This window comes from Pseudomonas putida, from assembly GCF_001941965.1.
Taxonomy (GTDB): domain Bacteria; phylum Pseudomonadota; class Gammaproteobacteria; order Pseudomonadales; family Pseudomonadaceae; genus Aquipseudomonas; species Aquipseudomonas putida_L.
In genome coordinates this window covers 18,742-42,901 of sequence record NZ_MKZO01000079.1, presented here as the reverse complement: position 1 = coordinate 42,901, position 24,160 = coordinate 18,742, and the positions used below count along the sequence as shown (strand labels likewise).

Sequence of the window (24,160 nt, the reverse complement as noted above, 5' to 3'; positions counted from 1 at the left end):
TACGCAGGATGTGCGTCCTGCCCAAGTGCTGGTAATCGATCACGCTGTGTACGCTGACGCCGGATTGCCTGGCGAGAAAATCGGGATTCATGGGGGTGCCTCCTGAAGAGTGCGATGCGCCTGCAAAGCCGGCGGCCAGCCCCCAGGGCCTGGCCGCCAGCCACGCAGCGTTACCAGGTGCCGACAAGCTGGTAATGGCCACCCAGCTCCACGGTGAACTCACGGTCCGGCGCCTGCGGGAACACATCGCGGCAGTTGGGCATGGTGAAATGCACCTTCGCGAACGCACCGTTCAGGTCCATGCGGTTTTCGCCAGCCGCGTCATGGTTAACTTCTATAAAGCCCGAAGTCGGCGCGAACGAGATGTAATACATGTAGACGTCAGGGTTCGGCAAATAGCCCAGGCCGTAGCGCATCCAGGGCCGGCTCCCGTCGTGCGGCGTGGAGAGATCATAGGTCGTGGAGCCGCTGTGTTTATCGAAGACCCAGAAGCCGACGAACTCAACGAGCGCGCCATACAGACTGTTGGGCGCGTAGTTTTCCGCCCTCAGGAACCAGGCGGGAATGGGTCTATGGTCCGGACCAATGAAGTTGTAGTTGCGCTCCTTCCCCATATGCTCGGCAACGTACCCGGGGTCGCGCTCCACACCGTCGAGCAGGAACCCGGTGTTGAAGATATCGCCATCGGGCAACTGGATACCGCCAGCGGAACGCTGCTGCGCAGCACGACGCAGCTCAGGCGCCTTGCTCAGATCGATACGGAAGATATCCGCGCCCTTGACGTGCTTGTGTTCCACCACGCTCTCCGGTCTCAGGCCCGCCTGCAAAGCAAGTTGTTTGACATCCATGATGTCGTCTCCTCGTAGCGCTGCAATGAACAGGATGCTTCGTCCCGACGGGGTTCGAAGAAAACCGCGCGCGGCAGCGACACGTGCGGTGTTCATCGGCGAGGTCGCCGAACTGCGCGAGGCCAGTCTATGACCGGCAGAGGTTTCCCCCACCTGACAGAAATACCAGGTACCCCGCCCGGCCATGCGTTAGCTGATCCCGCGCATGGCCCTGGTGCCGCGGCTCCATGTCGAGAGGATCTGCGCAACGGCGAGCTTCGCGCGCCATGACCCGAGGCGGCGGCGATGGGTGAACGCAATGTACAGGTCAACCGGCGGGGAAGCCGTTCATGACCAGACAGATACACAAAATATTTGCGCACTGACATTTTCTTCCCTGGCCTGGACCATACCCTCATCCGGCCCACACGGGATCATCTATGCTCCTCCCGGCAACCGGCCATCATTCTGCCACCCATCAAGTTCCAGGAAGGAAGTACGCGCATGACAACAACACTTAAAGCCCTGTCGGCAAGCCTCGCCATGTGCAGTGCGCTGGCGGGCTGTGCCGTGCCCTACAAAAACGTCGACAATCATCAGCTGACACCCACCACGAACGAGTTCGTTTCGGTGCATCCGGGCAACTCGGACTGGGTAGAAAGGCAAACGGGCAACGGGATCAAGCGGCAATACTGGTCGGAACTGAACAACCAGGAAATCAATGACCTGCTGCCGCTGGAAAAGAACTTTGTATCGATCCTGAAGACCGACCACGAAGTGGGCGTCGGCTACATGGGAGCGAAGTTTTCCGGCAATGCCGGTAACTACACGGTGATCTTCGATTACTCCAAGTACCGAGACGAGCTCACCGACAATGGAAACCTGCCCTGCCTGGTGGGAGTCGGGATCCGGATCAAAGCGTCGATCACTACCAAGAAGGCCAACCTCGACCTTGGAAGCCTCATCGCCATCGGCTTCGCGGCCAAGGCCGGCAACCTGACCGGCACCATGGAAATCACCAAGATCGGGATCAACTCGCCAAAGCTGGGTTCGATGCCAAACTTTGCGGAAATCAGCGAGAGCTCGATTCAATCTGCCATCCAGGTGGTCGGCGCCATTCAGAACAGGATGTACGACGAGAGCACCAAGCTCACCCCCCACGTCCTGGCCGTGCAACTGGCTCGTATCGACCCAGCGCAGCAACCAACGGCGCGGCCCTGAGCCGCTCCTCGCCAGACTGTAGCCCGGACAATACCCCATCCGGACTACCGTTGGCCTCGAGTGCGCCGGCATTTGCGTAACGCTTCGTCCCGGCGGGGTTCGAAGAAGACCGGCACGTGCCAGCGGCACGCCCGGCCTTCATTGGCGAGGTCGCCGAAATGCGCAAGGCCAGTCCATGGCGATGGCCTTCCCTGCACACCTGACAGAAATATCAGGTCGCTGCGCCGTTACCAGGTGCCGTTCAACCGATAGAAACCGGACGGCAGGTACACCAGGAATCCGCGGTCAGGCGCTTGCGGGAAGTGCTCATGGAGATTGGGCATGTCGAACTGCACCCGGGCGAATGTGCCGCTCAGCTCCTGGGCATTCTCGCCGGTGTCGATATGGTTGACCTCGATATTGCCCTTGCTGGGGTTGACCCCCAGCATCACCAGTTTGTCACCTTCGTCCAGATACCCCAGGCTGTATCTCGCCCAAGGCCGGGTGAGGTGCTCGTTGGGCTGGGAAAAATCATAGGTCGTGCTGCCACTGTGCCGGTCGAACGTATAGAACCCAAGACGTTCGACGACCGCACCATGAAGGGCACGTGGCCCATAGACTTCGGCTACCAGGCGCCAGCCCGGGATACGCGGCTCACCGGGCAAACCGGGATCGACAAAATTGAGCTGCCGCGCCTTGAGAAGGTGATCAGGCGTGAACCGCACTGCCGTGCCATCCACCGTCCGGTCCGTGTCGAAAATATCCTGGTCGCGCGCGCGCGTTTCGATTGCACGGCGCAGTTCAGGTTCGTTTTTCAGGTCGATACGCAGGATGTCCGCGCCGTCGACTTCCTGATGATCCACCACGCTTTGCGCTTTGACACCGTGCAACTGGGCAAGAATCTTGACATCCATGATGTCCTCTCCTGATAACGCTGCAATCGTTGGGATGCTTCGTTCCCGCGGGGTTCGAAGAAGATCGGCACGTGGCAGCGGCATAGCCGGCCTTCATCGGCGAAGTCGCCGAACTGCGCAGTGCCAGTCTATGACCGGCAGACATTTCCCACACCTGACAGAAATATCAGGTACCCCGCCTGGCCACCTGCTAGCCTGCGTCACCGCCATCGCTTGCAAAGGAATGACTATGAGCGCCCTGCTGTCCGTGTATGCCTTGTGTGTCGTGATCCTGTTCCTGAAGATGCTGGGCATCTCCTGCTATCAGGGCTACTACCGCATCAGTCGCCTGACCTTCCAGAATGCCGAAGACGCCCGCTTCGTCGGTCGCCAGGCGAGCCCCGAGGAGTTGCCCCAGGTCACGCGGGCAGCCAGGGCCTGGGCCAACGATCTGGAAAATATCCCGCTGTTCTTCGTGCTCGGCGGCCTGTGCGTGGCGCTGGACACTGCCGCCGGCGCCAGCCTGGCGCTATTCTGCGTATTCACGGCCGCGCGCATCGCCCATACCCTGTGCTACCTGCGGCAATGGCAACCGTGGCGAACCCTCGCCTATGCCATCGCCCTCGCCTGCCTCCTGGGCTTGGCCGGGATGGTGGTGAGCCGGGCGCTGGCACTGCAGTGAGGGTTGCAATCAACCCGCCATCAACGCTACTGTCGGCTTCATGAACCTTTTCCACAGCACCTCGACCACGACCACCACCGCCAACGGCGGGGTGCACGGGTGTTCCTGAGCTGCTGACAGCCAGACCCGAAAGGCCCCGCCAGCGATGGACGGGGCCTTTTTCGTTGGGGTTCCGGTATCGCTGGCTTATCACAAGGAGCGATACCCATGGATGCACTCTTGATTCTTGATCTGCAGGTCGGCCTGGTTCATGGCCCGGATAAACCGTGGCGCGGCGAGGCGATGATCGAAGTGGTCAATAGCCTGCTGGACAAGGCGCATGCCGCTGGTGCGCCGGTGTTTCTGGCCCGGCATGTGGGGCCTGAAGGCTCGCCGTTGGCGCCGGACAGTGCGCTGACCCGGTTGATCCCCGAGCTGCGCCTGGACGGCAGCGAGCAGGTGTTCGAGAAGCGCCGGCCGAATGCGTTCGTCGGCACCGGGTTGGTGGAAATGCTCAGGGACTGTGGCGCTACGGGCGTGGTGATCGCCGGAATGAAGACGCAGTACTGCGTGGACAGCACCTGTCGTGCTGCGGGGGACCTGGGGTTTGCGGCGGTGCTGGTGGCGGATGGGCACAGCTGTTCGGATACGCCGGGGTTGAGCGCGCAGGCGATCGTGGCGCATCACAACGGGACGTTGGCGGGGGCGTTTTGTCGGGTGGTGATGGCTCAGGAGTTCGAGTTCTGATCCTGACCTTGTGGTGCTGCTGATGGCCCTATCGCTGGCAAGCCAGCTCCCACAGGGATTGCACCGGTCTCAAGGGCAGAGGTGAACCTGTGGGAGCTGGCTTGCCAGCGATGAGGCCATCAGCAGCAATGAAGATCCTGAATTACAGCCCCTGCTCCAGCGCCAGCAGATCAGCCAGCGGCTGCGCCCGACGGATCAGCCTCACCTCGGCCCCGTCCAGCAATACCTCGGCCAGCAGCGGCCGGCTGTTGTAGTTCGACGACATCGACGCGCCATAGGCCCCGGTGTCATGCATCACCAGCAGATCACCGACCTGCGGCTGCGGCAGCAAGCGCGGGACCAGGCCCTGGTCGTCCTGGGTGAAAACATCGCCGGACTCGCACAGCGGCCCGCCCACCACGCATTCCACTTCGGCACGGTCCGCCGCGTCGACCACGCTCATATGGTGATAGGCGCCGTACATGGCCGGACGCATCAGGTCGTTGAAACCGGCATCCACCAGCACGAACTGACGGCTGCCCGCACGCTTGACCGCACGCACTTCAGTCACCAGGCGACCCGACTCGGCGACGAGGAAACGCCCCGGCTCGATCTCCATGCGCACCGGGTGGGCAAGGAACGCCTCGATCTCTTCCCGGGCCTGCTGCCAGGTGCTGGCGTAGCGCTGCACATCCACCGCCACGTCGCCTTCGCGGTACGGCGTGGACAGACCACCACCAATGGAAAACGCCTCGATATCGTGGTCCAGCGATTTGATGGTGGCGACCATCGCCCCGCCGACCTGGGCCAGGTGGCCGTAGTCCACACCCGAACCGATATGCATGTGGATGCCCACAAGGTGCAGGCCGTACTGACGGATCACCACCAGGGCATCGCCGATTTCGTCATGCCAGATGCCGTGCTTGCTGTTCTCGCCGCCGGTGTTGGTCTTGCGGCTGTGGCCGTAGCCGAAGCCCGGGTTGATGCGCAGCCAGACGCGATGGCCCGGGGAGTGTTCACCCAGTTGGCGCAGCATGTCGATAGAGCCGCAGTTGACCTCGACCTTGAGCTCGACCACGCGGGCCAGGGTCGGCTTGTCCAGCAGGTCGCAGGTCAGTACCACGCCGGCCGGATCGCCTTCCGGGCTGTAGCCGGCCAGCAGGGCGCGCTCCAGTTCACCGAGGGACACCGCATCGACGCGCACGCCGTGCTCGCGCATCAGACGCAGGATATGCAGGTTGGAGCAGGCCTTCTGGGCGAAGCGGACCACGTCGAAGCAGTCCAGCCGCGCGATGCGCTCGCGGATCACCGCAGCATCGTAGGTCCAGAACGGCGTGGGGAATTGCAGCGCGGCGGCGGCCAGGGCGGAAGGCGTGGTCATTGCGGGAAACATCCTGCGGGGATTGGGAAGATCGCCATGATGCCGAACGACAGCCATTCAGAAAAATATCTATTCTTTGTCAGATCATTCAGTTCTGATATGCATCCTCTCCAGCAACAGGCCTGCCGCCATGTCCCTGTCCGTCCGCCATATCGAAGTCTTCCGCGCCATCATGCTGGCCGGCAGCGTCACCGGCGCGGCGCGCCTGCTGTTTACCTCGCAGCCGACCGTGAGCCGGGAGCTGGCGCGCCTGGAAAGCCTCAGTGGCCTGACATTGTTCGATCGCCAGGGCGGACGCCTGCTGCCCACCGCCCAGGCGCTGATGCTGCTGGAGGAAGTGGAACGTTCCTATGTGGGACTGGAACGGATCAACAGCCTGGTGGAGTCGATCCGCCGTTTCGAGCATGGCCAGTTGGACCTGACCTGCCTGCCGCTGTTTTCCCAGACCCTGCTGCCTCGGGTGTGCAAGCAGTTCCAGCGCCAGCATGCCGGGGTCGGGCTGTGCATCAGTGCCCAGGAATCGCCGTTGCTGGAGGAATCCCTCAGTGCCCAGCGGCATGACCTGGGGCTGACCGAGGGTGAACAGGTACCACGGGGCACGCGGGGCGAGTTGCTGTTCAGCGCCGACATGCTCTGCGTGCTGCCCGACGGACATGCGTTGCTGCAACGCGAGCGCCTGGCGGTGGCGGACTTCCAGGGCGTGGCCTTTATCAACCTGGCCGGGCGGGATATCTATCGCCAGCAACTCGACGAGCAGTTCCGCCAGGCCGGTGTCGAGCGGCATACGGTGATCGAGACCACCAACGCGGCGTCGGTGTGCGCCATGGTGCGTGAAGGGCTGGGGGTAGCAATCATCAATCCGCTGAGCGCGCTGCGCGAGGCCGGGCGAGGGTTGCAGGTGCGGCGGCTGGAGGTATCGATTCCGTATCGGGTGATGCTGGTGCAGCCGGAGTTTCGGCCGTCTTCGGGGTTCGTCGAAGCGTTTTGCGGGGCGTTGAGGGCTGAGGCCGGGGAATTGATGGAGAGTCTTGAAGAGATTCGCTGACCATCTGGTAACTAATCCATTAAGCAGCCTCGCTTCAGCCAGAAACCTCAATAAAAACCAAGTTTAATATAGTATAAATACTATATATTGCAGGTATTACTTCCATATAAACTCAGGACTGTTATATAACTCCCCCCGAGCCATCTGCGCCGCCTCTCCTCGACAGGGAAGCGGCAAACATCAAGAGCTAACAATCAGCCGCCGGGTGCCACACATGTCGATATTCAGTCCTGTTCTCTGCCGTCACCTCTTCGTCTTCCGAACACCTATCCCCGGCGCGTAAACGCGCCAGCCGCATTTCACCTCCGCATCCGGTGACGGGCCCAGGCCCGCCGCCACGACCACCTGCACCCTGAAAAAAGTGCCGGACAAAAAACCATAAGAAAAACCAAGGAGCCCCACCCCATGAGCAGCACCGACCTGTCCCATGCCCAACGTTGTGCGCGGATCCGCGCCAATCCGAAATTCCAGCAACTGGTACGCAATCGCTCGCGCCTGTCCTGGTCCCTCAGCGCTGCCGTGCTGGGCGCCTATTACCTGTTCATGGCGGTGGTGGCCTTCCAGCCGCACTGGCTGCATGCACCCTTGGCCGAGGGGCGCCAACTGACCCTGGGCATTCCCGTGGCAGCGGCGCTGATCGTGCTGTCCTGGCTGCTCACCGGCTGGTACGTACGCAGCGCCAATACCCGCTTCGACGCCATGAGCAGCGAACTGCTGGAGGAACTGAAATGAGCCGTCACCTGCTCTGCCTCGGCGCCCTGCTGCTGGCCCCGACACTCGCCCTCGCCGCGCCGATCGTCGCGGAAAAACAGCCGGTCAACCTGCATGCCATCGGCATGTTCTTCGTCTTCGTCCTCGGCACCCTGGCAATCACCTGGTGGGCCGCCCGTCAGACCCAGTCGACCTCGGACTTCTACACCGCCGGCGGCGGTATCAGCGGTTTCCAGAACGGCCTGGCGATCGCCGGCGACTACATGTCCGCTGCCACCCTGCTGGGCTTGTCCAGCCTGGTCTTCGCCAAGGGCTACGACGGCTTCATCTACACCGTGGCGTTCTTCGTCGGCTGGCCGATCATCACCTTCCTGATGGCCGAGCGCCTGCGCAACCTGGGGCGCTTCACCTTCGCCGATATCGTCTCCTACCGCCTCGACCAGACCCGCATCCGCACCTTCGCCGCCTTCGGCTCGCTGACCGTGGTGTGCTGCTACCTGGTGGTGCAGATGGTCGGTGCCGGGCAACTGATCAAGCTGCTGTTCGGCCTCGACTACCGCACCGCGGTGATGGTGGTCGGCGCACTGATGCTGGTCTATGTGATCTTCGGCGGGATGATCGCCACCACCTGGGTGCAGATCATCAAGGCGGTACTGCTGCTCGTCGGCGGCAGCACCCTGGCCCTGCTGGCCATGGCCGAGTTCGGTTTCAGCTTCGAAACCCTCGCCGCCCGCGCCGTCGAGGCCCATGCCACGGGCTGGAACATCATGGGCCCCGGCGCGATGCTGGCCGACCCGATCAACGCGGCGTCGCTGTCCCTCGGCCTGGTATTCGGCATCGCCGGGCTGCCGCATATCCTGATGCGCTTCTTCACCGTGCCCAACGCCAAGGAAGCCCGCAAGTCGGTGTTCTACGCCACCGGTTTCATCGGTTTCTTCTTCCTGGTGGTGATGATCCTCGGCTATGCCGCCATCGTGATCGTCGGCACCGATCCGCAGTTCTTCGTCGGTGGTGACCTGAAAGCGGGGCTGATCGGCGGCGGCAACATGGTTGCCATGCACCTGGCCAAGGCGGTGGGCGGCAACCTGTTCCTCGGTTTCCTCTCGGCGGTAGCTTTCGCCACCATCCTGGCGGTGGTGTCCGGCCTGGCCCTGGCCGGGGCCTCGGCGATTTCACACGACCTGTACGCCACGGTGCTGAAGAAAGGCACGGCCAGCGAACAACAGGAAATGCGCGTGACCCGCTTCGCCACCGTGGGCCTGGGCCTGGTCGCGATCTGCCTGGGCTTGCTGTTCGAAAACCAGAACATCGCCTTCCTCGTCGGCCTGACCTTCGGCATAGCCGCCTCGACCAACTTCCCCGTGCTGATCATGGCCATGTACTGGAAAGGCCTGACCACCCGCGGCGCCCTGGCCGGCGGTTTCGCCGGGCTGGTCAGCGCCCTGGTGCTGGTGATCCTGTCGCCGGCGGTGTGGGTCGCGGTGCTGGGCAATGCCCAGGCCATCTACCCCTACGACCACCCGGCGCTGTTCTCCATGCCCCTGGCGTTCCTGGTCACGGTGGTGGTCTCGCTGCTCGACCACAGCGCCCGCGCCGCCCGTGAACGCGAGGCCTTCGACGACCAGTTCGTCCGCGCCCAGACCGGCCTTGGCGCCGCTGCCGCTTCCAGTCACTGATCCCAAAACAACAACAAGAGATCCCCCCATGTACCGCACTCTTACCCCGCTGGCCCTCGCCCTCCTCTGCAGCCAGGTCCAGGCCGCCTTCCTCGACGACAGCAAGGCCAGCCTGGAACTGCGCAACTTCTACTTCAACCGCGACTTCCGCCAGGACGGCGCGGCCCAGTCGAAGATCGATGAATGGGCCCAGGGCTTCCTGCTGCGCTACGAATCCGGCTTCACCGAAGGCACCCTGGGTTTCGGCGTGGATGCCATCGGCCTGCTCGGGCTCAAGCTCGACTCCAGCCCGGACCGCGCCGGCAGCGGCCTGCTGCAGCGTGACCGCGAAGCCCCCAAGCGGGCCCGGGACAGCTACGGCGACCTCGGCCTGACGGCCAAGGTCCGCGCCTCCCACAGCGTGCTCAAGCTCGGTACGCTGATCCCCAAGTTGCCGGTATTGATGCCCAACGATTCACGCCTGCTGCCCCAGGTCTTCCAAGGCGGGCAGGTCACGGTGCAGGAAATCAACAACCTGAGCCTCGACCTCGGCCAGTTGCGCCAGGTCAACCAGCGCGACTCCCAGGACTACGAGGACATCAGCCTTACCACCGGGGCGGCGAAAGGCATCGTCACCCGCAGCAACGCCAGCGACCGTTTCAACTTCGGCCATCTCAACTACAAGTGGACCGACAGCCTGAGCAGCAGCTACAGCTACGGCGAACTCGAGCACCTGTACCGCCAGCACCTGCTCGGTCTCGGCCACACCTGGGCGCTGGGCGGCGGGCAGACGCTGAAAAGCGACCTGCGCTTCGCCCGCTCGCTGGATGACGGCGGCAGCAATGTCGACAACAAGGCACTGGGGGCGATGTTCACCTACGGCGTCGGCGGGCATGCCTTCGGCCTGGGTTACCAGCGCATGAGCGGCGACACCGGCTTCGCCTACATCAATGGCGCCGATGCGTACCTGGTGAACTTCGTGCAGATCGGCGACTTCGCCAACAAGGACGAACGCTCCTGGCAGGCGCGCTATGACTTCAACTTCGCCAGCGTGGGGATCCCGGGGCTGACCTTCATGACCCGCTATCTGAGCGGCGACGAAATCGATCTGGGGGCCGGACGGCCGGAGGGCAAGGAGTGGGAACGGGATATGGATATCGGCTATGTGATCCAGAGCGGGCCGCTGAAGAACCTGGGGGTGAAGTGGAGGAATGCGACGGTGCGTTCCAGCCACTTCGGCAATGATCTGGATGAGAACCGCTTGATCGTGAGTTACACCCTGGCGCTCTGGTGATCCTCAGGGCCTCATCGCTGGCAAGCCAGCTCCCACAGGTATCGCGTGCACCGCTGAACCTGTGGGAGCTGGCTTGCCAGCGATAGGGCCCTCAAGGTCACCCCAAAACCTCAGCCTCCCCCAACACCACCACCCGCTCCTCCAGCCAGCGGGCCAGGGCATCCGGCGCCAGCGGCGGCGAGAACAGGTAGCCCTGGGCCACCGGATACCCCTGCTCTTCCAGCCAGACGCTCTGCGATTCGGTCTCGATGCCCTCCGCCACCACCGTCAGGTGCAGGCTGCGGCCGATCCCCAGGATCGCATTGCTCAAGGCCCGCGCCGCTTCGTCGGTCTCGATGTCGGCAACGAAGCTGCGGTCCAGCTTCAACTCCGACACCGGCAAGCGCCGCAGGTAACTCAGACTGGAATAGCCGGTGCCGAAATCGTCCATCGACAGGCGCACGCCCTGGGCATGCACTTCGTCGATGGTCTTCATGGTGCTCGGGTTGGTGTCCAGCAGGATGTTCTCGGTCAGCTCCAGTGTCAGGTCCGCCGGCGCCAGGTCATGGGTGCGCAGGGTGTCGGCGATCATCCGCGGCAGGTCGAGGTTATGGAAACTGGTCGGCGAGAGGTTCACCGCCACCGCCGGCACCGCCAGGCCACTGGCCCGCCATTCGGACAACTGCCGGCAGGCCTCACGCAATGCCCAGCGCCCCAGTTCGGCGACCAGGCCGCACTCCTCCGCCAACGGAATGAAGCGCGCCGGGGAGATCTCGCCCAACTGCGGATGCGTCCAGCGCGCCAGGGCTTCGACCCCGTACAAGCGTCCGGTGGCCATCTCCACCTGCGGCTGGTAATGCAGGCGCAACTGGCCTTTCTGCAAGGCTTCGCGCAGGGCATTTTCCAGGGCCAGGCGTTCCTGGGCGAGCTTGTTCAACTCGCTGCTGAAGAAGCTGAAGCAGCCGCGACCGCTGCTTTTGGCCTGGTACATGGCCATGTCGGCACGGTGCAACAGCGTGTCCACATCGCAGCCGTCGGACGGGTACATGGCCACGCCGACACTGGCGGAAATCGCCAGGTGGGTGTCGGCGATGGTCAGGGGTTCACTGAGCAGAACCTGGATACGCTCCACCGCATCAGCCGCATGGTCAGCATCGCACTGCGGCAGGATCACCACGAACTCGTCGCCGGACAAACGCCCGGCGATATCAGAGGCACGCAGTTCACTGCGCATGCGCGCAGCCACCTGGCGCAGCAGCTCGTCACCGGCCGGATGCCCGAGGGAATCGTTGACCTGCTTGAAGCGGTCAAGGTCGATGAACAGCACCGCAACCTGCTCGTTGTTGCGGTCGGCGCTGGCGATCGCCTGGTCGGCCTTGGCCTGTAGCAGGCTGCGGTTGGGCAGCCCGGTCAGGGCGTCGTAATAGGCCAGTTGGCGGATCCGCTGGCGCGAGTTTTCCCGCTCCAGGGCCAGGGCGCAGAGGTGCGCGCAGGCATCCACCAGACGCTGGTGGAACAGCGCCGAGGCGACATTGCGCGGCTGGCGGAAATAGAAGGCAAAGGTGCCGATGGCCGCGCCCTGGCTGTTGCGGATCGGCGTCGACCAGCAACTGCGAAAGCCCAGCTGGCTGGCCAGCCCCTGGTAATCGGCCCACAGCGGATCGCTGAGAATGTCATCGACCAGCACCGACTCATTGCGCCAGGCCGACGTCCCGCAGGAGCCGACCGTCGGGCCGATGCGCACGCCGTTGAGCTGGCGGCTGTACTCCGCCGGCAGGCTGGGCGCGGCCAGGGAGTGCAACTGCCCTTCCTCGTCGACCCGCAGGATCGAGGCCGCCAGTTCCGGGGCGATGCGCTCCACCTCCTGGCAGATCAGTTCCAGCACCTCGGTCAGCGGCTGCTCCCGGGCCATGGACTCCAGCACCCGGTGTTGCAAGGCCTCGTGCATCTTGGCCTGGGTGATGTCGGTGAACAGGGTCACGGTGTGCTGCAGGTTGCCGCCGGCATCGAACACCGGGTTGCTCACCACCTTGGCCCAATACCGCTGGCCCTGCTTGCCGACGACGATCTCTTCACGCTGCATGGAGCCGGCGGCGTACATCTCGGCGTAGTACTCGGCGATGCTCTGCTCGTCCCTTTCCGGGACCAGCAGGGCCATCGGGCTGCGGCCCTTGATCTCGTCGGCACGCCAGCCGAACATGCGCCCGAAGCCAGCGTTGGTGTAGGCGATACGGCGCTGGCTGTCGCTGATCATCACCGCCGTGTCGCTGGCATCGGCTACCAGCGAGAGCATGCGCAGGCGCTCCTGCTGCGTGCGTTCCTGGGCCAGGCGCGAGGTGATGTCGGTGGCGATCTTGAGGATCTGGGCCAGCTCGCCCTGCTCGTCGAACACCGGGGTGTAGGTCGCCTCCAGCCAGCAACTGCGGCCGTCGCTGCGAATGCGCTCGACGATGCCGGAGCTGCCGCCGCCGTTGCGCAGGCGCGGCCAGAAGTCGGCGTAGTCCGGGCTCTGCACCTGCTTGGCCGAGCAGAAGGTGCGGTGATGCCGGCCCCGCACCTGCTCCAGGCTGTAACCCATCAGGGTCAGGAAGTTTTCATTGGCCCGCAGCAGGGTGCCGTCCGGGCTGAACTCGGCGATTGCCATCACCCGGTCGAGGGCGGCCAGTTGAGCCAGCGACAATTCGATGGAACGGTTGTCCTGAGACGTCATGTTCTACTCAAAAGATGCCGGCCCTGCGGCCGGTGGGTCCTTGAAAAAGCCGGTGCCGGGCGATGATCCGGGAGCACGGGTCCATCGCCTTCATGGCAGAGGATTTGATAGCTCCATGATATTACTGCTGCCGGTGGCCGGTCCATCACCAGACCTGATCGCGCGCATTGGCCTACCTTCCTTGTGGCCATTGGCTTACCCTTGTCGGCACTCTACCGGATCAGAAGCAAGGGGGCTTCGGTGCCGTTCAAGACGTTCTTTCGCTGGGACCTGCGCAGCCTGATTCTCCTGCTGACGCTGATCACGGCCCTAGTCACCCTGCTCAACAGCTTCCATGCCAGCTACCGCGTGCAATACCAGTTGCTCATCGACAATGCCCTGGAAGCCAACCACGCCTACGCCTCGAAACTGGCGTCCAGTACCGAAACCTACCTGCAGGCGTCGCAGCAGCAACTGGCTTACGCGGCCAATCTGCTGACCCGCAATTTCGACGACAACGCCTTCCTCGACGCCGAGGCCGCGCGCCTGCGCCTGCAGACCAACACCTTCAACTCGATCATCGTCACCAATGCCGAAGGCCTGGTGCTGTCCACCTCGCCGGACACCCTGCAAATCGTCGGACGCAAGCTGCAGACCGAGGGCGCGCTGGCGGCCCTGCGCGAACGCAAGCCGATGATCTCCAGCCCCTATATTTCCTCGACCAACAACCTGATCATCTTCATCTCCCACCCGGTCTTCGACCGTGGCGGCAACTACCTCGGGCTGGTGGGCGGGAGCATCTACCTCAAGCACAAGAGCATCCTCAACGAACTGCTCGGCGAGCACTATTACAAGAATGGTTCCTACCTCTACGTGGTCGATGCCAACCGGCGGCTGCTCTATCACCCGGACGCCGAGCGGGTCGGCAGCATCGTCGGGGCCAACAGCCTGATCGACAGCCTTGCCGACCGCGACAGCGGAACCCAACGGGTGGTCAATAGCCAGGGCGTGGACATGCTCGCCGGTTTCGCCACGGTGCACTCGGCGCACTGGGGCATCGTCGCCCAGCGCTCCACCGAAGCGACCCTCGATGGGCTCAATGACCTGCTCCTGAGCATGTTCGCCAAGACCCTCCCGCTGGCGATCATCAGCTTCATCCTGATCTGGTGGTTCTCGCGGATCATCGCCCAGCCGCTCAAGCAACTGGCCGCAGGCGCGCACAAACTCAGCGAGCCGGACACCAGCGGGCAGATCCAGCGCGTGCGCTCCTGGTACTTCGAATCTTCCGAGCTCAAGCGTGCGCTGCTGATTGGCCTCAGCCTGCTGCATGAGCGCCTCGGCAAGCTCAACCACGATATCCAGACCGACCCGCTGACCGGCCTGCGCAACCGCCGCGGCCTGGATCTGGCGGTGACCCTGTGGCAAGCGGAGAAGCGGCCGTTCGCGGTGGTGGCGATCGATATCGATCATTTCAAGCAGGTCAACGACACCTTCGGGCACGCGGTGGGAGATGAAGTCCTGCAGGCCCTGGCCGAACTGATGCGCGGCTGCTCGCGGGACAACGACGTGATCTGCCGTTCCGGGGGCGAGGAGTTCTTCATGCTGTTGCCGGGGGCCACGCCGGAGGCGGCGGTACGGGTGGCGGAGCGCTTGCGCAGCGTGGTGGAGGAGACGACGTTCGAGACCATCGGGCACATGACCGTGTCCATGGGCGTGGCGGCCTGGCCGTTGTATTCGGAGAACGCAGCCAGGGTGTTCGAGGTGGCGGATGAGCAGTTGTACCGGGCCAAGCAGGAGGGCAGGAACCGGATTTGTGTGGTTTTGGGAGAGGGGGTCAAATCTTCAGCTTGATGGTGTTGCTGATGGCCTCATCGCTGGCAAGCCAGCTCCCACAGGTTCGGCGGTGCACGCTATTGTGGGAGCTGGCTTGCCAGCGATGAGGCCCTTGAAAACACTAGAGAGCCTCAGCCTTGCCAACGCCCACCGCCTCCACCTTGGGTTTCCCCGGCTTCAACCGCGACACCCCGAACAGCACCAGCCCCAACCCGACGATCTGGTACAACGAGATCTCCTCGCTCAACACCGCCCACGAGGCGAACACCGTCAGCACCGGCCCAAGGTTGCCCACCGCCGCCGTCTGCGTCGCGCCCATGCGCTGGATCGCCAGGGACACCCAGTAGATCGGCAGCACCGTGGAGAACACCGCCATCGCCAGGGCGTTGAGCCACACCGCCGCCGGCAGATGGCCGAGCAGGGAGAAGTCCCCGGTCAACGCATAGTGCCCCAGCACCATCAAGGACGACGCCGTTCCCGCCAGCCCGGCCAGGCGCATCGAACTCATGCTCTTGAGCATCATCCCGGTGCCGGAGTAATACAGCGCGTAGGTCACGGCGCTGGCGAACACCCACAGCGAACCGATGATCACCTGGTTGCCGACCCCGGACACACTGACATCGTGCACGAAGGCGATGCCCAACCCGAAGTAGCACAGCCCCATCGCCGCCAGCACCCGCAACGTCGGCTTCTCGCGCAGGGCCACGGCCTGGAAGATCAGCACCAGGGTCGGATAGGTGAAGAGAATCAGCCGCTCCAGCCCGGCACTGATGTATTGCAGGCCGTAGAAATCGAACAGGCTCGCCAGGTAGTAACCGAACAGCCCCAGCAACATCACCCGGCCCGCGCTGCCCCAGGTCAGCGGCGCATTGGCGTGATGCCGGCTGGACCACACCAGCCAGAGGAACAGCGGCAGGGACAGCGCCATGCGCAAGGCCAGCAAGGTGATCGCGTCCACCGTGCCAGCGGCGTAGGCCAGCTTGACGAAGATCGCCTTGAGGCTGAAACCCAGGGCCGCCAGCACTGCGAACAGGCTGCCGTTATCGATGTAGCGCTGAATCCGGGGAGAGAAAGCCATTTCGTAGAGCTCTGCACCAAAATATGACAGGCTTATTCTGAACAGAACGCCGATCCGCCAGAATCGCTTTTTTCCGAACAGGGCGTTCTGAATTGGAGAAACCAAGGATGCACTTCGACCTGCCCGACCTGCGCCTGATCGCTGCTATCGCCGAAAGCGGCAGCCTGAGCAAGGCCGCCGCGAGCTTTCCGGTGGCGGTGTCGGCCGCCAGCACCCGCCTGCGCCAGTTCGAGGAGCGTAGCGGCGTTGCCCTGTTCAGTCGTCGCGCCGACGGCATGCAGCTCACCCCGGCCGGACGCCTGGTCCTGGAATCGGCGCGCGCGGTGCTCGGCGAAGCGCGCAAGCTGGAAGACACGCTCAAGGAGCTGGCCGGGCAGAAGCGCATCACCCTGCACCTGGCGGCGTCCACCGTGACCAACAGCACCATCCTGCCCACGGTGCTTGGGCCGTTCCTGTTCGACTATCCGGAGATCGACCTGCATCTGGTCGAGCACTCGAGCGCGGATATCCTGCGCAGGGTGCGGGCGGGGGAATGCGAGATCGGGGTGTATGACGGCAACCTGGTCAACGAGGGCGTGGTGTCGCTGCCCTTCCGCACCGAGCGCCTGGTCCTGCTGGTGCCGGCGGAGCATGCGCTGGCAGAGCACGCGCAACTCTATTTGCACGATGCACTCGGGTATCCGTTCGTCTGCCTGCCACCGGAACGGGCCATGCAGCGCTTCGTCGAGGAAAAGGCCATGAGCCTGTCCATGCCCCTGAAGATCCGCGTCCGCGCCCCCGGCTTCGAGGCCATCGCGCAACTGGTGGCCCAGGGTGCCGGGATCGCCATGCTCCCAGAAACCCTGGCACGGCGGCTGGAGCAGGAGTTGCCGGTGCGCTGGGTCGCGCTTGGCGAGCGCTGGGCGACCCTGGAACTGCGCATTTGCTTCCGGCAGTGGGAAACCCTCGGTTCCCACGGCCGGCAGTTGGTGACTTTCCTCTCAGACCACCCGTAGGGCGTCGTCCGCCACCACCTGGTTGCGTCCGTTCTGCTTGGCTGCATACAAGCGCCGGTCGGCCCGGGCGACCAGTTCCTCCAGCGAATGGCAGTCGTCCAGCAGCACCTCGGCCACCCCGACGGAGATGGTCAGGCGCACTTCCGGCGAGGGCGCGGTACTGAGCATGGTCTGCGGGTTGGGCAGGCACACCGACTGCGCCACTGCCGCGCGCAAGGTCTCGGCCATGGCACTGGCCTGCTCGATGGCGACACCGGGCATCAGCACGCAGAACTCCTCGCCGCCATAGCGGGCCATCAGGTCCTGCGGGCGCACCAGCGCGGAACAGAGGGTCGCCAGGTGCTTGAGCACCTCGTCGCCAGTGGAATGGCCCCAGTTGTCGTTGATCCGCTTGAACTTGTCGATATCCAGCATCAGCAGGGCCATCGGCTGCTCGCGCTTGAGGCGCCGGGCCAGGCCGTCGAAGTCGGTCTGCAGGCGGCGACGATTGGCCAGGCGGGTCAGCGGATCGACCAGGCCGAGGTCGCGCATGCGTTCGTTGAGGGCGAGCTGGCTGCGGAACAGGCGATCGACGATCAGCAAAGTGATGACCATCAGTGCCGCGAGGGATACCCACAGGCAGACGAACAAGGTGCTGAACTGGGAAATCACCGCCCAGCGCAGGCTGGCCGCAGGAATATGGGCCAACAGCAGCGCCCGCGAGCCTTCCAGTTCGCGATAGAGCACCGGGCCCTGGCCATAATCGACCAGGCCCGCACCACGCAGGTCGCTGCGTGGATCGGCGGCGGCGCCGAACACCCCGTCCAGGCCTTGTTCTGCGTTGAAGTGGCGTTCGCTGGAGGCGATCAATTCGCCCTCGCCGTCCAGCAGGACATGGGCCTCATCCACTGGCGTGGTGCGATACAGATACTCCTGGACCCGCTGCTGCGGCGCATCGAACACCAGCGCCCCGCGCAATACCCCGTCGATCCGCAGCGGCGTCCCCAGCAACAGGCGCGGATCGCTGCTGAAGACCTGCCCTTGCACCGCCTTGAAACGCACCTCGAACTCGCCGCTGCTTTCGTCATGGAACAGACGCGAGGCTGCGAACTGGCGCAGGGTCGGCTCGACATGCTGATCGTCGATCGGCGGATAGGCCACCATCACCCCGGAGCTGGAGACATAGAACAGGTGGTCCTGCTGATTGCTGCCCTGGAACAGCACCGCCAGCACCCTGCTCATCCACCGTGCCAGGCGCAGATCCTCGGCCAATTGTCCGGGGCTGCGGCTGAGCCCCGGGATCGCGCGCACCTGCTCGTCGCTGATGATGCGCACCGGCGCGTCTCCCGCTGCCACCTCGATGCCCGTTGTCGCGCCGGTCGACAACGGTGCTGAGGATGCGCCGGGCAGTTCGCGGGCAGCCAGCAATGTCCGTTCGGCCGTGGCACGCAGAAAGTGCATCTCGCGCCGCTCGGTGGCCAGCGCCGTCTCCATCACGATCGCCTGCAGATGCAGGCTGTACTGGCGATGATCCAGCTCGCGCTCCTGCACCAGCCAGTACTGCCGGCAGGCCAGGACCAGGGTAATCAGGAACAGCACGCTGAAGCACAGCAGCACCGTACGTCGCGGGTTGCCCCGGGCGCGGGCCTGGACAAGGCGGAGGATGGCGAACGAACCGGATTTTCTCTGCTCCATGAGGGCTCCGGGTGAGGGGCTGGGGAGCGGTGAGTATAGGCTGCTGCCGATTTATGACCTGGGAGTTCGACGGTACTTTTGCGCGGGGCTGCGGGGAGAGTCCGGGTTTAACATCTCGATCACGCCTGCGGCCAAAGCTGGCTTGAGATAGCTGTTGCTGAAGGCCTGACGGTGCGTCAGTCCCAAGCGTTGCATCAACTCACTGGCTTTCAATGCCTCTCCGGGCAGGAGATGTTCCAGGAGACGCGCTACTTGCTCATTTACTTGTGCGGTTACTTGTGCGGTTACTTGTGCGGTGGCGTCACTTTCGAGCAACGCTTCGCGTAGCGCTCCAAGCATGAACTCAACGAAAGGCGTCGCCTCGGCAAGCTTGTCCGAACGTGCCAACGCCTCGTAGTAAGCATCCTGTTGTTCACGAATCACACTTTCCACCGGCAAGTAAGCGAGGACCGCTCGCCACTGGCTGAGAATCAACGTCTGCCACAGTCGCCCCATGCGCCCATTGCCGTCCGCGAACGGATGGATGAACTCGAACTCGTAATGGAACACGCAACTGGCAATCAACGGATGCAGCTCGCTGCGCTCCAGCCAGTCGAGCAGATCATCCAGCAACTGCGCGACGCGGCTGGCCGGTGGTGCCATATGCAGCAAGCGGTCGCCTCGATAGATACCGACACCGCCCTGTCGGTAGTGACCAGCGTCGTCGATCAGTCCGTGCATCAATAACGCATGGGCCGCCAACAGATCATCGCGACGAGCCGGATGCCAGCCTGACATGGCCTCGTAGGCGGAGAAAGCATTGCGCACTTCCTGGATTTCCCGCGGCAGGCCAAGCACGCGCTTGCCTTCCAGCACCGCCGTCACCTGCTCGACGCTCAGGGTGTTGTTTTCGATTGCCAGGGATGCCTGGATGGTGCGGATGCGATTGCCCCGGCGCAGTTGCGGAGTCAGGGCATCTTCATGTACGGCCGATAAACGCCCTACGCGCTCGGCTATCTCGGCGGTCAGGGCCAGCATGCGTGGGGTCAGGGTCAACGGGGGTTGGTAGCGGCTCAACAGCCTGGCACTCCGGCAACGGCCTCTGGGCCGATTGAAGACTCATCTCGAAGGCTCAAGGTTAACGCCCGCCCAAGGGAAATCAACCCGCTATTCCTCCAAGTCGATACCACGTCAAGCCAACCCCCGCCCATGCTGGTAAACTGACGCCCTTTCCTCTGTCACAGCCCCTTCCGCCCGCAAGCCGAAGCGCCCTGACGAGCCCCAACACCGCGTAGTCGAAAAATGCTCCCAGAATCCGTCACCACCCTGCATACCGAGCCTGCCGCCCTGTCCCGCCGCTTCAGCGTGGCCCCGATGATGGATGGGATCGACAAAACCGCCTGAAAGCCTTGATTTTACTGGCCTTCCGCAGATCTACAGGCTATCCCGTGTGCACTCAGTGTGCAATTTCAGAACCACTGGTCGCCCCCCTTACGCCCGCCTAAAGACCCCCTTTCGCTCCCTCAGCTCTGCATCAGTCCAGTCGCTGGCTATGCCAATGCCCCAAGAAGTCTGTCCAACCCCTGGCACTGCCGACCGACACTACCAATACAAGTCACCGCTCACCCTCACGCCTAGGTGAACCAGAGGGCTAGCACTAATCTAGCCCAGCTTTTTACTGGTCTTCGGTCTCACCAGCCGACATCTGCGCCGCCCTTCAGGGCGGCTTTTTTTTGGTTTTCTTTCAAGGTAGGCTGATTCGGCAAAAAACAGAATGTGACTAAGCAATTTTGTTACATGGTGTTGGGGTTGTGAAAAATAAAGAGAGTAAAGTGCAGTGAGCGACTCACCAAAAAAAATATCAGCTAGTGCTTGCTGAGGGGATGAGAACCAAGTTTGTTCGTGATCTTTCTGTAGATGAGTATGAATTGTATCGCAGGCATGCAGCAATAATTCGAAAATTTAGCAAAGATCACGAGTTGTTTCGGTTGGTTGTCAGGGCTTTTGAGGCTTACGAGAGGTTCATGAAGAATGCCGTGGAAGCGGTTAGGTCAAATGCGGAGTTGAATCAAGAAGCGCTTGTAGATTACTCATTTGAGCCTGGCGCCTTAATTCTTGAGTTTTTAAATACGTCACGAATTTTTGTGGATCACTTTAGACTGAAGATAATTCGTGCTTTCGGAGAATGCTCTGCTGAACTAACCAGCCATGTAGATTTGCTCGGCTCCGAGTTTGATAAGTATTTTTCTTACAGGCTGTTGTACAAGCTAAGAAATTATACTACTCATTGCGGATTGCCATTGCTCCATTTCCAGCTGAAGCGGGTGCCAGGTGAGCATGCGTCCCTGATTGTGACTATGGAGCCCGGTGAGCTACTTGACTCATTTGATGGTTGGGGGAAGATAGTTCGCGGAGATCTTGAGTCTCATAAAAATGATCTATATGTTTTGCCCCTGTTAAGAGAAAATGTGGGCTCTATTCATTATATTTTCCACTCCTTGTACGGAGAACTCTACCGTGATGAGGTACTTGATAGCTTGGATTTGCGCATTTTTGGGGTCGGACTCCCCCGAAACGGGTTATGCAATTGCGGAGGGCGAGCTAGATGCCCTAGGGCTTCCAGCGACTTTGGAGTTTGTGGTTGTTCGAGAGATGAAATGCCTCATTGAGACTGAGCAGGAGTTTCTTGCTCATAGTGAGCCGGCATAACAAGTCGCAAAATGGGCAATAAAAAGCCCCGGAACGCCTATGCGGCACGTACCGAGGCTTGAGCAACGCTGATTACTGGTTCTTGGCAGTCAGGTACTGGGCGCAGAAGCCTAGGTCGCCGTGACCGGCTTTTTGGGTTTCGGTCAGGTCATCTGCCACTGCTGCGATCAGGCTTGCACGCAGGCCGGAGCCCGGCATCTTCTGTACGTGATAAGGATATTGGAGTACACGTCATGACCTTCGAACTAAACACCAAAGCCATCAGAGGACTCACCCGGCTCGCGCTTCCTGCTGACGATGGATACATCTACCGACTTGGAGTTGCGCTGTACGGCTTTGCCTCCCTCAGCAGCTTCATGGCCGAGCTCGCTCACCACATGGATCCGGTCGTAAATCGCACTGCGCTTCAGGCAAGAACGGGTGGCGAGATCCTCAGCGAATTTCGCAAGTGCGTAAAGAAAGCCAAAGCCACGAAGCCAGAGGTCGGGCCTATTGGCCGCGCCGCCGCTGACATGTTCCAAGCGCTGAACACCCGGCGATCGGACATCATGCATGCCTACCCGATCACCAACCAGGCCAGGCAGCAAATTCTGCACCGTCGGCTGGACGAGAAAAACCGCTACTTCGAGGTCACCAACGAGATACTGGAAGAGTTCATCAGCAAGCTACATGACGTGAGCAGCTTGCTGTACGACATTCGCGCCATCATGAAGCCAGAGCTTGGCGACCGAGCGGCGACTTCCAGCCGGTGAGCAAGCGAGGGGCGGCTCAGAAGCCCCAGGTTAGGTAGCTTCAGGCTTGGCTTCCGGGCTAAAGTGGGATGTTGCGCAGCAAGCCCAGCCGCCAAGCAGGCGACACCCCATCTGCCCAGTGAACCAGGACACCATGAGCACGCCTTCCCACCTGTATAAATACCAACGCGTCACGCAGTACTCGCTGCAGTCCCTGGCCGATAAAAAAGTCTGGCTGTCCACGCCGGCCTCCTTTAATGACCCGTTTGACTGCGCCATCAACCTCGACCGCAGCAAGCTGGCAGAGTCCGTAGTCCACGCGGTCGAGAAGGCAACACAAAATGCTGCGGTGGAGGACTCACTCAAGGTGCCGTGCAAGGAGGACGAGCTTGCTTATGAGCGGCTTCGCGACGGACTCGGTGCGCTCATGCAAAACATTGGCGTGCTTTGCCTCAGCGAGGTACCCGATGAAATTCTGATGTGGTCTCACTACGCCGAGTATCACAAGGGCTTCTGCATCGAGTACAAAATCGATGAGACCTCCCCGCTGCAGACCATGGCCAAACCTGTGAAGTACACCGATGTGTACCCGTCACTCTCGGCGAAAAACCTGCCTGCCAGCGCCACGGAGAATTTTTTGGATGCCTGCTTGTTCACTAAGGCCAAGCAATGGAGCTACGAGAAAGAATGGCGAGCGATCATGGATGTTGGCGAGAAGCTTTATCAAGCTCCAGCCACCGTCTCCGCCATCATCTTCGGCGCGCGCATGCCTGAGGCCCATAAGCGAGATATCTACGAGATTCTGCGCCATACACCAGGAATCGAATTCAGGGAGGCGTTCTTGCTTGAAAACTTCTTTGGGCTCGGCTTCCGTCCGTACGTAGCTCCCACCGCATCGTGAAAATTCAGGCCTAGGAATGAGGCCTAGCTCGCTGCGCAAAGGGTGACGTGATCCAGATTTCCGCTGACTGTCAGTGGCCGGAGCAACAAACCGGCCATTGGACGCGCCCTCAGCGCTTCGCTTTGCTGGGAGCCGGAGAATGTGGCTGGATAGCCCTTTCCACCCGGCTGAAGGGAGTGGGTTCGAATGCACCAGTCCCTTCGTTACTCGGGACGGAATCCCTGCGATGCAGAGTTGGCCAGCCTTAGTGTGCGGCTCGGTTCGACGTCTACCTCGACGCCGTTATTCAGTGGCGTGACGCGCTGCGCGCTTCGCAAAGCCTGGCCAGGGTGCAGAGGATCTGCTCGGCAGCCGTGATACTTCCCATATCTTCCAGGCGTATGCGGTCTACAGCTTCTGATCGAGCGGACACACAGGTTTCGCATTTCGGATAAAGCACCAAGCTCCGCTCAGCATGAGTGCGACCCAGCATTAGGTCACTGCGGTCGACTGCGACACCCAGGTATTTCGCATTCACGATTAGTGACATGAGGACATTTCGCTCTTCCTGACTGCGACTATTCATAATTTCGCACACCAGCAAAGCGACATCTGACACGCACCGCACTCACACACAGTAACAGCCACGATATATCGCATTGACACATTGCGAAGTCAGAAGTATATCGGGCCATTTAAGACACTTCCGGTGCCAAGACTGGCACTTGAGTTGCCTTTTGAGGCACTTTTAGCGACATTTAAGTCAAATATTTTTCATAAAACACTTCCACCACCCCTTGCTCCATTTGCATAATAAAACTAGATCTTGTGGGTGGCCAGTTGTGTCTACGATAGACATTTAATGCTGCTCACTCTCCTTCGGAGGTTGCGCGTGAATAACAATAACAAGAAAGGCAGACCAACACTTGATGCTGCCAAACGCCGAGACAAACCGCTCATCATTCGTTTGAGTGCAAAAGAGCGAGAGATCATTAAGAGCAAGTGTGAGGAAGCCGGCTACCAAGCCGCAGGCGCTTTCGTTCGCGACTTCCTTATCCACTCCAAAGCCCTAGGCAAGGTGCGCATCCCCCTGACTCACATCCAACTTTCCTTGGAGCTGCAACGGATCGCTGGCCTGCTCAATAAAGGCGAAGGCCTTGAGCAAGTTATCCAAGAGCTATTTAAAATAAATAATCGCCTACTGGGCATTGGAGAATAAT

Annotated in this window: 20 protein-coding genes; 13 read left to right on the top strand and 7 right to left on the bottom strand. The window is 61.8% G+C overall.

Annotated elements, in window-relative coordinates:
* Positions 1-170 precede the first annotated feature (170 nt).
* Complete coding sequence (locus PSEMO_RS31455) at positions 171-944, bottom strand: hypothetical protein (protein WP_144443663.1); 774 nt, start codon at positions 942-944, stop codon at positions 171-173.
* 387 nt (positions 945-1,331) lie between these two features.
* On the opposite strand from PSEMO_RS31455, the gene PSEMO_RS31450 reads away from it, so the two are divergent.
* Complete coding sequence (locus PSEMO_RS31450) at positions 1,332-2,048, top strand: hypothetical protein (RefSeq protein ID WP_144443662.1); 717 nt, start codon at positions 1,332-1,334, stop codon at positions 2,046-2,048.
* A gap of 227 nt (positions 2,049-2,275) precedes the next feature.
* Here the strand turns inward: PSEMO_RS31450 and PSEMO_RS31445 are convergent, their stop codons facing one another.
* Positions 2,276-2,941 (bottom strand): hypothetical protein, encoded by a 666-nt coding sequence (locus PSEMO_RS31445; protein ID WP_075806759.1) that lies wholly within the window; start codon positions 2,939-2,941, stop codon positions 2,276-2,278.
* A 229-nt stretch (positions 2,942-3,170) separates the two neighbouring features.
* Between PSEMO_RS31445 and PSEMO_RS31440 the strand changes: the two genes are divergently transcribed.
* Both PSEMO_RS31440 and PSEMO_RS31435 read left to right on the top strand, forming a co-directional pair.
* Positions 3,171-3,602 (top strand): MAPEG family protein, encoded by a 432-nt coding sequence (locus PSEMO_RS31440; RefSeq protein WP_075806758.1) that lies wholly within the window; start codon positions 3,171-3,173, stop codon positions 3,600-3,602.
* Positions 3,603-3,809: 207 nt separating this feature from the next.
* Positions 3,810-4,328, top strand: a complete 519-nt coding sequence (locus PSEMO_RS31435) for a cysteine hydrolase family protein (RefSeq protein ID WP_075806757.1) — start codon at positions 3,810-3,812, stop codon at positions 4,326-4,328.
* A gap of 142 nt (positions 4,329-4,470) precedes the next feature.
* On the opposite strand, the gene lysA is transcribed toward PSEMO_RS31435, so the two are convergent.
* Entirely contained in the window at positions 4,471-5,688 is a 1,218-nt protein-coding gene (lysA, locus tag PSEMO_RS31430; RefSeq protein ID WP_075806756.1) for a diaminopimelate decarboxylase, read from the bottom strand.
* Between the two features lie 130 nt (positions 5,689-5,818).
* On the opposite strand from lysA, the gene PSEMO_RS31425 reads away from it, so the two are divergent.
* From PSEMO_RS31425 to PSEMO_RS31410, 4 genes are all read left to right on the top strand, one after another.
* Positions 5,819-6,733, top strand: a complete 915-nt coding sequence (locus PSEMO_RS31425) for a LysR family transcriptional regulator (protein WP_064303161.1) — start codon at positions 5,819-5,821, stop codon at positions 6,731-6,733.
* Between the two features lie 405 nt (positions 6,734-7,138).
* Positions 7,139-7,465 (top strand): DUF485 domain-containing protein, encoded by a 327-nt coding sequence (locus tag PSEMO_RS31420; protein ID WP_075806755.1) that lies wholly within the window; start codon positions 7,139-7,141, stop codon positions 7,463-7,465.
* Positions 7,462-9,120 (top strand): cation acetate symporter, encoded by a 1,659-nt coding sequence (locus PSEMO_RS31415; protein ID WP_075806754.1) that lies wholly within the window; start codon positions 7,462-7,464, stop codon positions 9,118-9,120. Before PSEMO_RS31420 ends, PSEMO_RS31415 begins: the two co-directional genes overlap by 4 nt.
* Before the next feature lie 28 nt (positions 9,121-9,148).
* Positions 9,149-10,393, top strand: coding sequence for an OprD family porin (locus PSEMO_RS31410; protein WP_075806753.1), 1,245 nt, complete (start codon positions 9,149-9,151; stop codon positions 10,391-10,393).
* A 97-nt stretch (positions 10,394-10,490) separates the two neighbouring features.
* Here PSEMO_RS31410 and PSEMO_RS31405 read toward each other — a convergent pair whose 3' ends face one another.
* Positions 10,491-13,082: a sensor domain-containing protein gene (locus PSEMO_RS31405; protein ID WP_075806752.1), complete on the bottom strand. Its 2,592-nt coding sequence runs from the start codon at positions 13,080-13,082 to the stop codon at positions 10,491-10,493.
* A gap of 240 nt (positions 13,083-13,322) precedes the next feature.
* On the opposite strand from PSEMO_RS31405, the gene PSEMO_RS31400 reads away from it, so the two are divergent.
* Positions 13,323-14,912: a sensor domain-containing diguanylate cyclase gene (locus PSEMO_RS31400; protein WP_075806751.1), complete on the top strand. Its 1,590-nt coding sequence runs from the start codon at positions 13,323-13,325 to the stop codon at positions 14,910-14,912.
* Between the two features lie 103 nt (positions 14,913-15,015).
* On the opposite strand, the gene PSEMO_RS31395 is transcribed toward PSEMO_RS31400, so the two are convergent.
* Positions 15,016-15,972 (bottom strand): DMT family transporter, encoded by a 957-nt coding sequence (locus PSEMO_RS31395; protein ID WP_075806750.1) that lies wholly within the window; start codon positions 15,970-15,972, stop codon positions 15,016-15,018.
* Positions 15,973-16,079: 107 nt separating this feature from the next.
* On the opposite strand from PSEMO_RS31395, the gene PSEMO_RS31390 reads away from it, so the two are divergent.
* Positions 16,080-16,967, top strand: coding sequence for a LysR substrate-binding domain-containing protein (locus PSEMO_RS31390; protein ID WP_075806749.1), 888 nt, complete (start codon positions 16,080-16,082; stop codon positions 16,965-16,967).
* Here the strand turns inward: PSEMO_RS31390 and PSEMO_RS31385 are convergent.
* Entirely contained in the window at positions 16,953-18,641 is a 1,689-nt protein-coding gene (locus PSEMO_RS31385; protein WP_075806748.1) for a diguanylate cyclase, read from the bottom strand. The two genes, PSEMO_RS31390 and PSEMO_RS31385, sit on opposite strands and share 15 nt — an antisense overlap.
* 51 nt (positions 18,642-18,692) lie before the next feature.
* Positions 18,693-19,697: a Fic family protein gene (locus PSEMO_RS31380; RefSeq protein WP_075806747.1), complete on the bottom strand. Its 1,005-nt coding sequence runs from the start codon at positions 19,695-19,697 to the stop codon at positions 18,693-18,695.
* A gap of 947 nt (positions 19,698-20,644) precedes the next feature.
* Between PSEMO_RS31380 and PSEMO_RS33375 the strand changes: the two genes are divergently transcribed.
* The 4 genes from PSEMO_RS33375 to PSEMO_RS31360 all read left to right on the top strand — a co-directional run bounded on the left by PSEMO_RS33375 (position 20,645) and on the right by PSEMO_RS31360 (position 24,159).
* Entirely contained in the window at positions 20,645-21,289 is a 645-nt protein-coding gene (locus PSEMO_RS33375) for a hypothetical protein (protein WP_144443661.1), read from the top strand.
* A 273-nt stretch (positions 21,290-21,562) separates the two neighbouring features.
* Positions 21,563-22,081: a hypothetical protein gene (locus PSEMO_RS31370; protein ID WP_075806745.1), complete on the top strand. Its 519-nt coding sequence runs from the start codon at positions 21,563-21,565 to the stop codon at positions 22,079-22,081.
* Between the two features lie 133 nt (positions 22,082-22,214).
* Positions 22,215-22,961: a DUF2971 domain-containing protein gene (locus tag PSEMO_RS31365; RefSeq protein WP_075806744.1), complete on the top strand. Its 747-nt coding sequence runs from the start codon at positions 22,215-22,217 to the stop codon at positions 22,959-22,961.
* An 871-nt stretch (positions 22,962-23,832) separates the two neighbouring features.
* Positions 23,833-24,159 carry a plasmid mobilization protein gene (locus PSEMO_RS31360; protein ID WP_144443660.1) on the top strand — a complete coding sequence of 109 codons (327 nt, stop codon included), beginning with the start codon at positions 23,833-23,835 and terminating at the stop codon, positions 24,157-24,159.
* The last annotated feature ends 1 nt before the right edge of the window (position 24,160 follow it).

Coding starts and splice junctions, on each gene's coding strand:
- PSEMO_RS31455 (WP_144443663.1), bottom strand. CDS start 944: ATGAACACCGCACGTGTCGCTGCCGCGCGCGGTTTTCTTCGAACCCCG.
- PSEMO_RS31450 (WP_144443662.1), top strand. CDS start 1,332: ATGACAACAACACTTAAAGCCCTGTCGGCAAGCCTCGCCATGTGCAGT.
- PSEMO_RS31445 (WP_075806759.1), bottom strand. CDS start 2,941: ATGGATGTCAAGATTCTTGCCCAGTTGCACGGTGTCAAAGCGCAAAGC.
- PSEMO_RS31440 (WP_075806758.1), top strand. CDS start 3,171: ATGAGCGCCCTGCTGTCCGTGTATGCCTTGTGTGTCGTGATCCTGTTC.
- PSEMO_RS31435 (WP_075806757.1), top strand. CDS start 3,810: ATGGATGCACTCTTGATTCTTGATCTGCAGGTCGGCCTGGTTCATGGC.
- lysA (WP_075806756.1), bottom strand. CDS start 5,688: ATGACCACGCCTTCCGCCCTGGCCGCCGCCGCGCTGCAATTCCCCACG.
- PSEMO_RS31425 (WP_064303161.1), top strand. CDS start 5,819: ATGTCCCTGTCCGTCCGCCATATCGAAGTCTTCCGCGCCATCATGCTG.
- PSEMO_RS31420 (WP_075806755.1), top strand. CDS start 7,139: ATGAGCAGCACCGACCTGTCCCATGCCCAACGTTGTGCGCGGATCCGC.
- PSEMO_RS31415 (WP_075806754.1), top strand. CDS start 7,462: ATGAGCCGTCACCTGCTCTGCCTCGGCGCCCTGCTGCTGGCCCCGACA.
- PSEMO_RS31410 (WP_075806753.1), top strand. CDS start 9,149: ATGTACCGCACTCTTACCCCGCTGGCCCTCGCCCTCCTCTGCAGCCAG.
- PSEMO_RS31405 (WP_075806752.1), bottom strand. CDS start 13,082: ATGACGTCTCAGGACAACCGTTCCATCGAATTGTCGCTGGCTCAACTG.
- PSEMO_RS31395 (WP_075806750.1), bottom strand. CDS start 15,972: ATGGCTTTCTCTCCCCGGATTCAGCGCTACATCGATAACGGCAGCCTG.
- PSEMO_RS31390 (WP_075806749.1), top strand. CDS start 16,080: ATGCACTTCGACCTGCCCGACCTGCGCCTGATCGCTGCTATCGCCGAA.
- PSEMO_RS31385 (WP_075806748.1), bottom strand. CDS start 18,641: ATGGAGCAGAGAAAATCCGGTTCGTTCGCCATCCTCCGCCTTGTCCAG.
- PSEMO_RS33375 (WP_144443661.1), top strand. CDS start 20,645: ATGAAGAATGCCGTGGAAGCGGTTAGGTCAAATGCGGAGTTGAATCAA.
- PSEMO_RS31370 (WP_075806745.1), top strand. CDS start 21,563: ATGACCTTCGAACTAAACACCAAAGCCATCAGAGGACTCACCCGGCTC.
- PSEMO_RS31365 (WP_075806744.1), top strand. CDS start 22,215: ATGAGCACGCCTTCCCACCTGTATAAATACCAACGCGTCACGCAGTAC.